Below are 14114 nucleotides of genomic sequence, written 5' to 3'. Positions count from 1 at the left end.
AGGGTGTACACCTTAGGTTTGTATTCCGAATTCAGTTAATAGAGGAGATTTGCATGACGAAGACCGTCGCTGATGTGATGAAGTTGGTTAAAGAGAAGGAATGTACTTTCGTAGATTTCCGCTTTGTAGATACAAAGGGTAAAGAGCAGCACACAACAGTACCTATTTCCCATTTTGACGAAGACAAGTTTGAGAGCGGTCACGCATTTGACGGTTCATCTATTGCTGGTTGGAAAGGTATTGAAGCATCGGATATGTTGTTGATGCCAGATCCAACAGCTTGCTACATCGACCCATTCTATGAAGAGCCAACATTGGTGATCACATGTGATGTGATCGAGCCTTCAGATGGTAAAGGTTACGACCGAGACCCACGTTCGATTGCTAAGCGTGCAGAGTCCTATTTGAAGAGTACAGGATTGGGCGATACAGCCTTCTTTGGTCCAGAGCCAGAATTCTTTATTTTTGACGGCGTCCGTTGGGGTGCTGATATGCAAGGTTGCTTCGTGAAGGTAGATTCTGAAGAGGCTCCTTGGTCTTCAGCTGCTGAAATCGAAGGTGGTAACACTGGACATCGTCCAGGTAAAAAGGGTGGTTACTTCCCAGTTGCTCCAGTAGATACATTCCATGACATGCGTTCTGAAATGTGTTTAATCCTCGAGTCTTTAGGTATTCCAGTTGAAGTGCATCACCATGAAGTTGCTGGTCAAGGTCAAAATGAATTGGGTACCAAGTTCAGCACATTAGTTCAACGTGCTGACTGGACTATTTGGCAGAAATACGTTGTTCAAAACGTAGCTCACGCATACGGCAAGACAGCAACATTCATGCCTAAGCCTATCGTTGGCGATAACGGTTCTGGTATGCACGTCCACCAATCCATTTGGAAGAACGGTGAGAACTTGTTTGCTGGTAACGGCTACGCAGGTTTGTCAGAGTTTGCATTGTTCTACATCGGCGGCATTATTAAGCACGCTAAGGCATTGAATGCGATCACCAACCCAGGTACAAACTCATACAAGCGTTTGGTTCCAGGCTTTGAGGCTCCGGTAAAGTTAGCTTACTCTGCGCGCAACCGTTCTGCTTCGATTCGTATTCCACACGTTTCAAGCCCTAAGGGCCGTCGTATCGAAACTCGCTTTCCTGATCCATTGGCTAACCCATACCTCTGCTTCTCAGCATTGATGATGGCAGGTTTAGATGGTGTTCAAAATAAGATTCATCCAGGTGAAGCTGCTGACAAGAATTTGTATGACTTGCCACCAGAAGAAGATGCAAAGATCCCAACCGTTTGCGCAAGCTTAGAAGAGGCATTAGAAGCTTTGAACAAAGACCGTGAGTTCTTGACTCGTGGTGGTGTCTTTACCGATTCTATGATCGACGCATATATCGCTTTGAAGATGGAAGATGTCACACGTTTCCGTATGACGACTCATCCGATCGAATTCGATATGTACTACTCCCTGTAAGCGAAGGAGAAATGTTGAGCGCAGGTCTGTTGCGCAATTCGTTCAAAGGGGCAGCTTCGGCTGCTCCTTTTTTTCCGACATTGCTTGATCAGATGCCCAATGCCATCGTGGTATTTGAGGCGGATAACCAACAATTGGTTTATGTGAATCCTGCGGCAGAGTCTGCACTGGATCTCTCTCGTAAATCACTTGAGGGTCAATCTGTGCGCGATTTATTTGGATCAAATGAGTCTCTCAATCACATGATTGAAGAGGTCAAGGCAGGGCACTTTTCTGCAAAACGACAGGAAATGACTTTGCATTCATTGCCCGGTAGCATCCATCAAGAATCTATCCCTGCGCATGTGGTGGTAGCTAGTCTTGAAGATCCAAGCCTCATCATGATGGAGTGGTTCCCAATAGATCAGCAGTTACGTAGTGAGCGTGATGAGCGAGTAACACAGCAAGTTGAAGCAAATAAGCAGTTAATGCGTAACTTAGCGCATGAAATTAAAAATCCTTTAGGTGGCATTCGTGGCGCTGCTCAATTGCTCGAGTTTGAGCTTCCAGAAAAAGGCTTGCGTGAATATACCCAAGTCATCATTAAAGAATCTGATCGCCTACAGAATTTAGTTGATCGACTGCTCGCACCGCATCGCAAGGCGCATGCCATGGAGTGCTTCAATGTTCATGAGGCCTTAGAGCGAGTCCGCAGTCTTGTCTTGGCTGAGTTTCCTAAGGGACTCAGAATCATTCGCAACTATGACACCAGTCTTCCTGAAGTTTTGGGTGATCGCGAGCAGTTGATTCAGGCTGTCTTAAACATTGCCCACAATGCAGCTCAAGCGCTTACTGAAGAAATCGCCCAAGGCACAGCTCATATTGAATTGAAGACCAGAGTAGCTCGCTCGGTAACTATTTCTAAGCAACGTTACAAGATGGCGATGGATTTACATGTAATTGATAACGGACCTGGTATCCCTGAAGAAATTCGTGAACGCATCTTCTTTCCATTGGTATCTGGTAGGGATGGAGGCAGTGGTCTTGGCCTCACCTTGGCTCAAACTTTTGTTCAGCAGCATCAAGGATTTATTGCTTGTAACAGCCGTCCTGGACGGACTGATTTCCAAATTCAAATTCCTTACCGTAGGCAGGAGAAAGTAATATGAAACCCGTTTGGATCGTAGATGATGATCAATCTATTCGTTGGGTCCTGGAAAAGGCGCTTACTCGCGAGAATATTCCTCATAAGAGTTTTTCTAATCCCAATGATGTACTTGATGCATTAGAAAAAGATACGCCACAGATATTAATTTCAGACATTCGTATGCCACGTGGTAATGGTTTAGATCTTTTGCAGAATGTAAAGGAAACCCATCCACTGCTTCCGGTCATCATCATGACTGCTTATTCAGACCTGGACTCAGCAGTCTCGTCTTTTCAAGGTGGTGCATTTGAATACCTGACTAAGCCATTTGATATTGATAAAGCGGTTGAACTGATTCGTCGCGCCATGGAGCAGAGTGAGCGTAACCAATCTGGCAATAAAGAGATGAATGGTTGGAGACAAGACTCTACTGAAATTATTGGCCAAGCTCCAGCAGTGCAAGAGGTCTTTAGAGCAATCGGACGTTTAGCTCAGTCACATTCAACAGTATTAATTACAGGCGAGTCTGGAACCGGCAAAGAGTTGGTTGCGCAAGCATTGCACAAGCATAGTCCCCGCGCGAAAGGCCCCTTTGTTGCCTTTAGTACTGCAGCGGTTCCCAAGGACTTATTGGAGTCAGAGTTGTTTGGCCATGAGCGCGGTGCTTTCCCTGGAGCGTTGACTTTACGTCGTGGCCGTTTTGAGCAGGCTGACGGCGGCACTTTATTCTTAGATGAGATTGGTGAAATTCCATTCGACCTACAAACACGTTTATTGCGCGCTCTAACTGATGGTCATTTTTACCGTGTTGGCGGTCAAGATCCGATTAAGGCAAATGTTCGTATCATTGCATCGACGCATCAGAACTTAGAAGCCCGAGTTGCTGCAGGTGCTTTCCGGGAAGATTTATTGCACCGCTTAAATGTCATTCGCTTGCGCATGCCAGCATTGCGTGAGCGTGCAGAGGATATCCCTGTTTTGGCACGGCATTTTATGTTGTCCTGTGCAAAGTCCCTGGGCGTTGAAGCTAAAAATTTTTCGGATGATGTTTTAAAAGAAATGAGTGTCATGCCATTTCCTGGCAATGTGCGTCAATTGGAAAATCTCTGTCACTGGTTGACGGTAATGACGCCATCTAATGTCATAGGAGTAAGTGATTTGCCTGCTGATATTTTGGCAGAAGCTGGTGGGCAACCGGTTCTGTTACAAGGCGATTCCAGCACTCACGTGCAGAATGCTGTTAAGACTGGATCTGTCGATTGGGAGGGTGGTTTAGGTCGCCTTGCGGTCAAAATGTTGCAGGATGGAGATTCAGAAGTCTATGACGTTCTGTGCTCTAAATTTGAAAAGGCAGTATTACAAGCTGCACTAGAAGTTACACGTGGCAGGCGCGTAGAAGCAGCTCAAAGACTGGGTATCGGCCGCAATACAATTACTCGGAAGTTGCAGGAGCTAGGAATCAATGACTGACTCAATCAGAATAGCCGCTTGGAATGTAAATTCTCTGAAGGTGCGCTTGCCCCAGGTGCTCAAGTGGTTGCAAGATCAAGAGCGGGCAAAAACACCTATTGATGCGCTCTGTCTTCAGGAGCTTAAGCTAACTGATGATAAGTACCCACATCAAGAGCTTGAAGGGGCGGGATATATCAGTATTGCTGCCGGGCAAAAAACCTATAACGGTGTGGCCATTATCGTTCGAAAAGCTGCATTAGCGTCAATTGCTGCTGATCATGACACTACTTTTCTAAAGCCAGTGAGAAACATTCCAGCAAATGCAGATGAGCAACAACGCATCTTAGCGGCTACAGTGTGCTTTAAGGGAATGCAGCCCATTCGCCTTGTATCAGCATACTTTCCCAATGGACAATCACCTGATAGTGACAAGTTTGTTTATAAGCTTGGCTGGCTCAAAGCACTAGAAAATTGGCTAAGAGAAGAATTAACTCAGAATAGCCGCTTAGCCATTTTGGGTGACTTCAATATCGCACCAAGTGATGTCGATGTACATGATCCCTCAAAATGGATCGGACAAAATCTAGTTTCTCCAGAAGAGCGTAAAGCCTTCCAGCAACTTCTGGAATTGGGCTTAACAGACTCATTCCGAATGTTTGAGCAAGCACCTAAATCCTTTAGCTGGTGGGATTACCGCATGATGGGCTTCCGCAGAAACGCTGGTATGCGTATTGACCATATTCTCCTGAGCGATGCCCTCAAAGAAAAGTGCAACTCCAGCATCATCGATAAAGAGCCACGCACCTGGGAACAGCCTTCGGATCATGCCCCAGTCATTGCAGAAATTAAAGCTTAAATCATTGCCCTTGCTGAGTTACTGAGTCACTAAGCCGCCGTGACGAAGAAGGGCATCGATGCTGGGCTCGCGGCCTCTGAATGCCTTAAATGATTCTGCAGCAGGGCGGCTACCACCCACCTCCAGAATCTCTTGGCGATAGCGTATACCTGTTTTTTCATCAAGGACACTACCAGTCAGTTTCGCTGCTTCTTCAAAAGCAGAATAGACGTCGGCAGAAAGCACTTCCGCCCATTTATAACTGTAATAACCAGCAGCATAACCACCAGCAAAGATATGGCTAAAGGTATTGATCCAGCGAGAGATGGATGCCTGCGGTATGACATTAAATTGATCCGCAATATTTCTAGATAGATCGAGCACAGCCTGCCCATGTGCACTCATGGGATCAAAGCTGGCGTGCAGACGCCAATCAGTGAGTGACATCACAACCTGGCGCAATGTCATATAGCCATTTTGAAAATTCTTGGCAGCAAGTATTTTTTCAAATAACTCACGAGGCAGTGATTTTCCAGTTTCAGCATGCGCTGTCATTTTTTCCAAAACTTCCCATTCCCAGCAGAAGTTTTCCATGAACTGGCTTGGTAGCTCTACAGCATCCCACTCAACACCATTGATACCAGATACGCCTAATGCACTAACTTGCGTTAATAGGTGATGCAAACCATGACCACTCTCATGAAAGAGTGTGATCACATCATCGTGAGTAATTGTGGGTTGGCGCAATACGCCATTGACTTTTACAGGAGGGGCAAAGTTACAAACTAGATACGCTACTGGTATTTGGATTTCTCCATTTGGCAATTCACGACGACCACGCGCATCATCCATCCAGGCTCCACCACGTTTGCCTGACCTAGCGTAGGGATCTAGATAAAAATAGGCCACTATCTTGTCAGTAGCATTTTTGACCGAGAAGGACTGCACATCCTCATGCCAAGTTGGTAGATCAGATTTTTCAATCTTCACACCAAATAAAGTTTGAATAACGCCAAATAGGCCCTCTAATACTTTGGGCAAAGGGAAGTACTGTTTCAACTCATTTTCAGAAAAGGAGTAGCGTTCTTGCTTCAATCTCTCGGAAGCAAAGGCAATATCCCAGGGCTCTAATCCATTGGTAATAGAGAGTTCACACTTAGCAAACTCAGAGAGCTCCTGCCAATCCTTTAGTGCAAAAGGTTTTGCCTTTTGAGCAAAATTCGTTAAGAAGGTATCGACTTCCTCGACGCTACTCGCCATTTTTGGTGCCAAACTAAGGGCGGCATAGTTATTGAAACCCAGCATGCGTGCTTCTTCATTGCGCAGCTTTAACTGCTCAAGCATGTTTTGCGTATTATCCCAAGCGAGTTTGCCTTGAGAGTATTGAGGAGCCAGCTCAGAAGCTCGAGTCACGTAGGCCTCATACATTAGGCGACGTAGTGATCGGTTCTCGGAGTACTGCATGACTGGGTAATAAGAAGGGAAGTGCAGTGAAAATGCCCAACCTTGAAGATTCTTCTGTTGGGCAAGATCAGCTGCAGCGGCAATAGCATCTTCAGGTAAGCCCGCCAATTCGGCATCATCAGTAATGAGGTGAATAAACCCATCGGTGGCATCCAAAACATGATCGGAGAAAGCCTTCCCTAATAATGCTTGCTCATCTTGAATCTCTGCAAAGCGGGGCTTATCAGCATCGCTCAGCTCTGCGCCACCAAGACGGAAGTCTCTTAATGAGTTTTCAATCACTTTTTTCTGAGCGGAATTGAGTTTCGAAAAGTCGCTACCTTGACTCAGGAGCTTAAACTTTTCGTACAGCGCGAGATTTTGTCCTAAGCTTGAAAAGAAAGCAGTCACTTTAGGCATCATCTCGCCATAAGCTGCTCTGAGCTCAGGAGTATCTGCAACACTATTGAGATGAGAAATCACTCCCCAAGATCTACTTAAGGATTCAGTTGCATCCTCGAGAGGTTCTACCAAATCATTCCAGTTTGCAGGAGTGGCCGAGTCTACTGCATGATCTACTGCATATTGCGCCTGTTGCAGAAGGAAGTCGATTGCTGGGGCAATGTCGGATGGCTTTACCTCGGAGTAGGCGCAAACACCTCTTCCGAATGCAATCAGTGGATTCTGCTGGAGTTCGGGAGAAGGCTTTAATATGATTGTTCTAGTCATCCCTATAGCTTAATGGACGAAACAAACTTTTGCCAATCAGATCCTAAAAAGGCCTCAGTTGAAGACGTCTATTAAGACGGCTTTGCTGCCTTTTCTGCTGCCTCTAGGGTGTTCATCAGAAGCATGGTGATGGTCATAGGGCCAACGCCACCTGGCACAGGAGTGATCCAACCGGCAACATATTGAACGGCGTCGAAATCAACGTCGCCACAGAGTTTCCCATCGGGCATGCGATTAATGCCGACGTCAATAACTACAGCACCATGTTTGACCATATCGCCGGTAATCATTTTCGGCTTGCCGGTGGCAACTACCAAAATATCGGCATCCTTAGTGTGATGCGCCAAGTCACGAGTCTTGCTATTACAAATGGTCACGGTTGCACCTACTTGTAACAAGAGCATCGCCATGGGTTTGCCAACAATATTAGAAGCGCCCACGATCACAGCGCGTGCACCGCGGATAGGGTATTCAATGCTTTCTAGAATCTTCATGCAGCCATAAGGAGTGCATGGCTTGAATTCTGGCTGGCCCACCATGAGGGCGCCAGCATTGGCTACGTGAAACCCATCCACATCTTTTGCTGGTGCAATTGCTTCAAGTACGCGCTCGGCTGCAATGTGCTCAGGCAACGGTAATTGAACTAAGATTCCGTGGATAGCTGGATCAGCATTGAGAATAGTAATGCGAGCAAGTAATTCCTCTTCACCTAACTCTGCGGAATAGCGCTCCAGTACAGAGTGAAAACCAACGTCTTCACAGGCTTTTACTTTGTTTCTGACATAAACTTGGCTGGCTGGATTTTCGCCAACGACGATGACTGCTAAACCAGGTCTAACACCCTTGGCGGTAACGATTGCTCCACGTGCAGCAATTTCAGTACGTATTTTTTTGGATAGGGCGACGCCATCGAGTAACTGTGCAGGCATAAAAAGTTAATTGGGTTGTGGATCAGAAAGGGCAAGACGGAGAAGATCTGCAACGGTATTGACGTTGAGCTTTTCCATGATATTCGCGCGATGAGCTTCTACAGTTTTGATCGAGATGCTCAGGTCATCTGCGATTTGTTTATTCAAACGACCGGCTACGATTCGCTCGAGCACTTGGCGCTCACGGCCAGTGAGTTTACTCAAGAGGCTCTGGGTTACTTTGCGCTGACTTGCTTGAGAGTAATCAATCCGGGCTTTTCCAAGCATTCGATCTACTAAGCCGCAGAGATCGTTTTCTTTGAATGGTTTTTCGATAAAGTCGACCGCACCACGCTTCATAGTAGAAACTGCCATCGACACATCACCGTGACCAGTAATGAAAGCAACCGGCATTGGTAGGTTTTCACAAATCAGGCGCTCTTGTAATTCAAGGCCCGACATACCGGACATGCGGACATCTAGAATGGCACAGGAGATGGTTGACTTATCGGTGCTTTGGAGGGACTGCAAGAAGCGCTCAGCACTTGCATGACAACGAACAACATAACCATTGCTTTCGAGTAGCCAGGTGAGGGAGTCGCGGACTGCCTCATCGTCATCTACAACATAAACTACTTCAGCTTGATTGGGTTTGGTAGTAGCACTGATATTCATATTAGCTCTCGCAGATAAACCTAAAAAATACATCAATTAAATACTTGCCTTAGAGCCCGGAGGCTCAATAGGTAATAGTATTGTAAAGGTGCAGCCCGACAACTTTGTATGTTCGGCATCCATCAGATTTGTTGCCCAAAGACGACCCTGATGGGATTCAATGACGGATCGACAGATATTCAGACCCATGCCCATACCATCACTTTTGGTACTGAAGAAGGGCTCAAACATGCGTTCTATCACTGATTCGGCGATTCCAGAACCTGTATCCATTACCTGAATACGCAACATGGCGGGGAAGGTGCTGGTGTCTAAGTCAGCTGAAATCCGCACAGGGGGAGCCGACCAGCGCGAGGAGAGGGGGTAAACCTCTCTCACACTATCTAGTGAGTTTTTCAGGAGATTGACTAAGACCTGCAGAATTAAGACTGGATCTAGGTCGACCGCAGGAAGATTTTCAGCAATTTCAGTGTTAATGCTTAAGCGATGGCGATGGGCTTCAATTTCGACCAATCCAACGGCATCATGAATAATTCCAGTAATGTCGCAAGACTTTCTCTGTGGTTCACTGCGTTTTACAAAGCCTTTAATGCGCTGAATGATCGTACCTGCTCGATGAGCCTGATCAGACGCTTTCTCTAGTGCTGGAAGAATATCTTTTTGTAAAGCTGGGTCAAGATGACCTTGTAAGCGTTTTGCCACCCCCATGCAATAGTTTGAAATTGCAGCAAGCGGTTGATTTAATTCATGGGCTAAGGAAGAGGCCATTTCGCCCATCGTTGTTAAGCGGCTAGTAAATTGCATCCGCTCTTCTTGTTGTCGAGCTAAGTCATCCGCTTCAACGCGAAGTGTAATATCCGTGGCAATTAATAATTGTGCCAAGTGACCATCAACCCACGGGACAAAACGTCTGCGAACTTCATACCATTTTGAGATTCCCGACGCCTCATCTAGCAATTGAATTTCTTCTGATTCAGTTTCTTGGTACGGTGATAGGGAGGAAATACTTTCAGCCATCCTATCGCCAGAGTCTTCAGGCAGACTTTGCATGACATTGTCGTTGATATCGCTACCAGTTAATTCAAAGTGACCCTTGGCAGTATTACCAAAGCGCTCGCGATAGAAGCGATTTGTAAATAATAGTTCACCATTCTCATTTGATACTACTGAAACTGCTGCATCAAGCCCTTCCAATACGGCAACAAATCGCTCTTGTGAGGCTGCCAATTCTTCTCGAATTTTCTTAGGTTCCGAGATATCAATTAATGAAGTTACCCAGCCAGTTTGCTGACCTTTTTCATTTACCAGGGGTGCAATAAATGTACGCGTCTGAATAACTGACCCATCCCTGTGGAGAATTGAGCCCTCTATACCAATTTTCCTTTGTTGGCTTAAGGCTATTTTGAGAGCCTTATCCATTTTGTCAGTCAGCTCATTTTTCTGACCTTCAGGCCAGAAGGCAAAAGGGGGGCTCATTCCGATAAGCTCTTCGGCAGACCACCCAGTCATCTCACAAAATGCTGGATTCACATAAGTGATCACTCTATTCATGTCGTGGGCACGGATTCCCACTGGAGTAGAGTTTTCCATCGCACTACGGAAATTCGTTTCTGCCCGAAGATTTGCTTCAGCCTCTTGCCTGACTTGCATCTGCCTAAGAACGGACCATAAGCTCCAGATCACAAATGCGCTTAAGCCAAGTACAACGCCAATTAACATCCTAAAGGTCAGATTCGTGGCTGGTGGGTAAGTGTCAATACGTAAGCTGAGATTTGGACTGAGTACACCGATATCAAGACTAGTTTGATTGCTAAAAGCGCGTCTAGGTGTATTTTTGTCCGATGAGATCGCTAGGACTCTGTCATCGTCTGTAATTAATGTAAAGCGATACTGGCCCTTGAGCTCGCCAGGAATCATTTCAAGTAAACCTTGCGTGTTGTACAGAACAGCCACCATGCCATTAATTTCATTACCAGAAATCTGGGGAACTGTTTGCCAAAATACGTTTCGAATTTCTTTTGAGATTACTTCATCGTTAGGAACTTCAAGTGTCATGAACTGACTAAAAGCGGGCCTACTTGTTGATGTGCTGAGCTCAAGAGTTTTTCTTAAGCCTTGATTAATGGTCTCAGCGTTTGCATTTTTATTGAACCACTCTGTTCTCAAGTCATCTAGTGGAATTCTCCACTGTCGTTGACCGGCTTTATCAATCCAAACAATTTGTGCTATCTCATGATTGCTTTGTAATAAATTTTCAGCCTGAATTATGAAGTTTTCTTTTGACTTAAAGGATTCGCCACCACTCACATAGTCACGCCCAAGAGACTGAAGAACATCGGTATTGTTTGTAAAACGCAATTGGATGCGTTGCTTTGCAAACGAGAGATCTCTAAATAGTGCGGCTTCTTGCTGGCTTTTTTCTTGTAGTTGTAGGGTACCCATAATGATGCCCATCACTACGGTAAATAGAACAATGGCTATAAGCGGCGTGTAGACAAGCTTGAATCCCCGTATTCGCCGGAGCCACTTTACGGGCCTGAGTTGCCAAAAAGTAAATGCAATTTTTTTCATGTAATCAGCATATTTTGCCCTACTGCTAGTGATTTTCCGATTATTCAGATCATGGCAGCAGGCTGATTGCGATGCAACAAAATACCACATAGTGAGAAATACTATCATTATGTGGAAAATTGCTTGTTTACACCCATAGACCTTCCTAGAATATTGGCTATAGAGTGAATCAATAAATTCGATGTAATTAATGGAGGCAGTTTATGGCAGCGGTTCCAGAACAAATTTTGGGTAGCGCAGGAAAACAAGATGCGGATCCAGGTGAAACTCAAGAGTGGTTACAAGCTCTAGATGGCGTTATTCGTAATGAGGGTCCAGAGCGTGCTGCCTATCTAATTGATCAGCAAATTTCTCATGCTCGAGTCAATGGAGTTAATCAAGCCTTTCATGCTGAGACTCCCTACATCAACACAATCCCTGTAGAGCAGCAAGTACGCCTACCAGGTGATCAAAATGTCGAGCATCGCATTCGTTCCTACACACGTTGGAACGCAATGGCTATGGTACTGCGTGCCAATAAAGATACGAACGTTGGCGGTCATATTTCTTCTTTCCAGTCGGCGGCAACTTTATATGACGTCGGCTTTAACCATTTTTGGCACGCCCCATCTCCAGAGCATGGCGGCGATCTCATATTTGTTCAGGGACATTCTGCCCCAGGCGTGTATGCCCGAGCCTACATGCTTGGCCGTTTGTCAGATGAACAACTGAATAACTTCCGTCAAGAAGTTGGCGGTAAAGGTATTTCTAGCTATCCACACCCTTGGTTGATGCCGGATTTCTGGCAGTTCCCAACAGTGTCGATGGGTCTTGGCCCCATCATGGCTATTTATCAAGCGCGCTTTATGCGTTATATGCAGGATCGTGGATTCATTAAGCCGGAAGGTAGAAAAGTTTGGGCCTTCCTCGGTGATGGTGAAACTGACGAACCAGAATCACTTGGCTCCATTGGTATGGCCGGCCGTGAAAAATTAGACAACCTGATTTTTGTAGTGAACTGCAACTTACAACGACTTGATGGACCCGTTCGCGGTAACGGTAAGATTATTCAAGAGCTCGAAGGTGAGTTCCGTGGCGCTGGCTGGAATGTGATTAAGGTTGTTTGGGGCGGTCATTGGGATGCTTTGTTTGCTCGCGATAAAAAAGGTATCTTGATGCAGCGTCTTGGTCAGATCGTCGATGGCGAATACCAGACCATGAAAGCAAAAAGCGGTGCCTATGTCCGCGAAATCGTCTTCAATACACCTGAGTTAAAGGCGCTGGTCAGCGACTGGAGTGATGACGAAATTTGGCAGCTTAATCGTGGTGGTCATGATCCCCATAAAGTATTTGCAGCTTTTCATTCAGCGGTAAATCACAAGGACCAGCCAACCGTTATTTTGGCTCATACCATTAAAGGTTACGGTATGGGTAGCTCGGGTGAGGCGATGAATATTGCGCACCAAGCCAAGAAGATGAATGCGGATGACGTTCGCCGCTTTCGTGATCGTTTTGAGATCCCTGTAAAAGATGAGCAGCTAGATGAAATGCCTTTAGTGAAATTTGCTGAAGGAAGTCCAGAGCTTGAGTACATGAAAGCACGTCGTCAAGAGTTGGGCGGTTACTTGCCACAGCGTCGCATGAAGGCTGAGAGCCTACCGGTTCCTGCGCTTGAGGTATTCGCGCCATTGCTAGAGGCAACTACCGATGGCCGTGAGATTTCCACAACGATGGCTTTTGTTCGCATATTAAATACGATTGTGCGCGACAAGGTTTTGGGTAAGCGAGTTGTTCCGATTGTTCCGGATGAGTCGCGTACCTTTGGTATGGAAGGTATGTTCCGTCAATTAGGTATTTGGAATCAGTTAGGCCAGCTCTACACTCCAGAAGATCATGATCAATTGATGTTCTATAAAGAGGATAAGACTGGTCAGATTTTGCAGGAAGGTATTAATGAAGCAGGTGGTATGTGCGACTGGATTGCCGCTGCCACTTCATACTCAACCCATGGCGTACCGATGTTGCCTTTTTACATCTTCTACTCCATGTTCGGTTTCCAGCGTATTGGTGACCTCTGTTGGGCTGCGGGTGATATGCGTAGTCGTGGATTCTTATTGGGCGGCACTGCCGGTAGAACTACATTGAATGGTGAAGGTCTTCAGCACGAAGATGGACACAGTCAAGTATGGAGCGCTTCAATTCCAAACTGCATTAGTTACGACCCTTCATTTTCGTTTGAGGTAGCTGTAGTCATTCAAGATGGTATGCGCCGCATGCTGGCTGAACAAGAAGATGTGTACTACTACATCACTTTGATGAATGAGAACTACGCTCATCCAGCCATGCCAAAGGGTGCAGAGCAAGACATTATTAAGGGTATGTATAAACTCAAGTCAGTTGGCGATGCCAATGCGAAATTGCGCGTACAACTCTTAGGTTCAGGAACCATTTTCCGTGAAGTGATTGAGGCCGCTGAAATCTTGCAAAAAGATTGGGGCGTCGCTTCTGATTTGTGGGGCTGCCCAAGCTTTACAGAGCTAGGTCGTAATTGGAATACGGTTCATCGTAATAATCTTCTCAATCCAACTGCCGCACCTGCTTTATCTCATGTAGAGCAGTGCCTCAAAAATACCGCAGGTCCAATCATCGCTGCGACTGACTATGTACGTTTGTTTGCTGAGCAAATTCGTCCAGCTATTCAACATCTAGGTCGTCGCTTCGAGGTATTGGGAACAGACGGTTTTGGACGTTCCGATACTCGTGAAAAATTACGTGATTTCTTTGAGGTAGACCGTCGCTGGGTCGTTCTCACAGCCTTGCGCTCTTTGGTAGATGCTGGCCAGTTAGATCGCCAAATGCTTGCCGAAGCGATTAAGAAGTACGCCATTGATACCACTAAGCCAAACCCAATGACGGCTTGATAAGAG

9 protein-coding genes are annotated in these 14114 nt (G+C 45.9%); 5 read left to right on the top strand and 4 right to left on the bottom strand.

Translation table 11 applies throughout. The features are described 5' to 3' along the window. Nucleotides 1-53 precede the first annotated feature (53 nt). The 4 genes from glnA to xth are packed head-to-tail and all read left to right on the top strand — an operon-like array spanning nucleotide 54 to nucleotide 4903. Nucleotides 54-1469 carry a type I glutamate--ammonia ligase gene (gene glnA, locus ICN26_RS07915; protein ID WP_216267923.1) on the top strand — a complete coding sequence of 472 codons (1416 nt, stop codon included), beginning with the start codon at nucleotides 54-56 and terminating at the stop codon, nucleotides 1467-1469. 11 nt (nucleotides 1470-1480) lie between these two features. After that, nucleotides 1481-2617: a nitrogen regulation protein NR(II) gene (glnL, locus tag ICN26_RS07910; RefSeq protein WP_216267922.1), complete on the top strand. Its 1137-nt coding sequence runs from the start codon at nucleotides 1481-1483 to the stop codon at nucleotides 2615-2617. Next, nucleotides 2614-4065 (top strand): nitrogen regulation protein NR(I), encoded by a 1452-nt coding sequence (gene ntrC / locus ICN26_RS07905; RefSeq protein ID WP_216267921.1) that lies wholly within the window; start codon nucleotides 2614-2616, stop codon nucleotides 4063-4065. Before glnL ends, ntrC begins: the two co-directional genes overlap by 4 nt. Then, entirely contained in the window at nucleotides 4058-4903 is an 846-nt protein-coding gene (gene xth / locus ICN26_RS07900) for an exodeoxyribonuclease III (RefSeq protein ID WP_216267920.1), read from the top strand. Before ntrC ends, xth begins: the two co-directional genes overlap by 8 nt. A gap of 18 nt (nucleotides 4904-4921) precedes the next feature. Here the strand turns inward: xth and ICN26_RS07895 are convergent, their stop codons facing one another. The 4 genes from ICN26_RS07895 to ICN26_RS07880 all read right to left on the bottom strand — a co-directional run bounded on the left by ICN26_RS07895 (nucleotide 4922) and on the right by ICN26_RS07880 (nucleotide 11208). Next, on the bottom strand, nucleotides 4922-7054 hold the full coding sequence (locus ICN26_RS07895) for a M3 family metallopeptidase (protein WP_216267919.1): 2133 nt from the start codon (nucleotides 7052-7054) through the stop codon (nucleotides 4922-4924). A 71-nt stretch (nucleotides 7055-7125) separates the two neighbouring features. After that, complete coding sequence (folD, locus tag ICN26_RS07890) at nucleotides 7126-7983, bottom strand: bifunctional methylenetetrahydrofolate dehydrogenase/methenyltetrahydrofolate cyclohydrolase FolD (RefSeq protein WP_216267918.1); 858 nt, start codon at nucleotides 7981-7983, stop codon at nucleotides 7126-7128. A 6-nt stretch (nucleotides 7984-7989) separates the two neighbouring features. After that, the gene (locus tag ICN26_RS07885; RefSeq protein WP_216267917.1) at nucleotides 7990-8637 is read right to left on the bottom strand and encodes a response regulator transcription factor; all 648 of its coding nucleotides are present in this window, start codon (nucleotides 8635-8637) and stop codon (nucleotides 7990-7992) included. Nucleotides 8638-8673: 36 nt separating this feature from the next. Further along, a complete protein-coding gene (locus ICN26_RS07880; protein WP_255534439.1) occupies nucleotides 8674-11208 on the bottom strand; it encodes a sensor histidine kinase in 2535 nt (844 codons plus the stop codon). A 203-nt stretch (nucleotides 11209-11411) separates the two neighbouring features. Between ICN26_RS07880 and aceE the strand changes: the two genes are divergently transcribed. After that, nucleotides 11412-14108 (top strand): pyruvate dehydrogenase (acetyl-transferring), homodimeric type, encoded by a 2697-nt coding sequence (gene aceE, locus ICN26_RS07875; RefSeq protein ID WP_216267916.1) that lies wholly within the window; start codon nucleotides 11412-11414, stop codon nucleotides 14106-14108. Nucleotides 14109-14114 lie beyond the last annotated feature (6 nt).

This window comes from Polynucleobacter hallstattensis, assembly GCF_018881835.1.
In the GTDB taxonomy this organism is placed as follows: domain Bacteria; phylum Pseudomonadota; class Gammaproteobacteria; order Burkholderiales; family Burkholderiaceae; genus Polynucleobacter; species Polynucleobacter hallstattensis.
The sequence above is the reverse complement of the archived record's forward strand: the minus strand, read 5'-3'. Positions and strand labels throughout refer to the sequence as shown.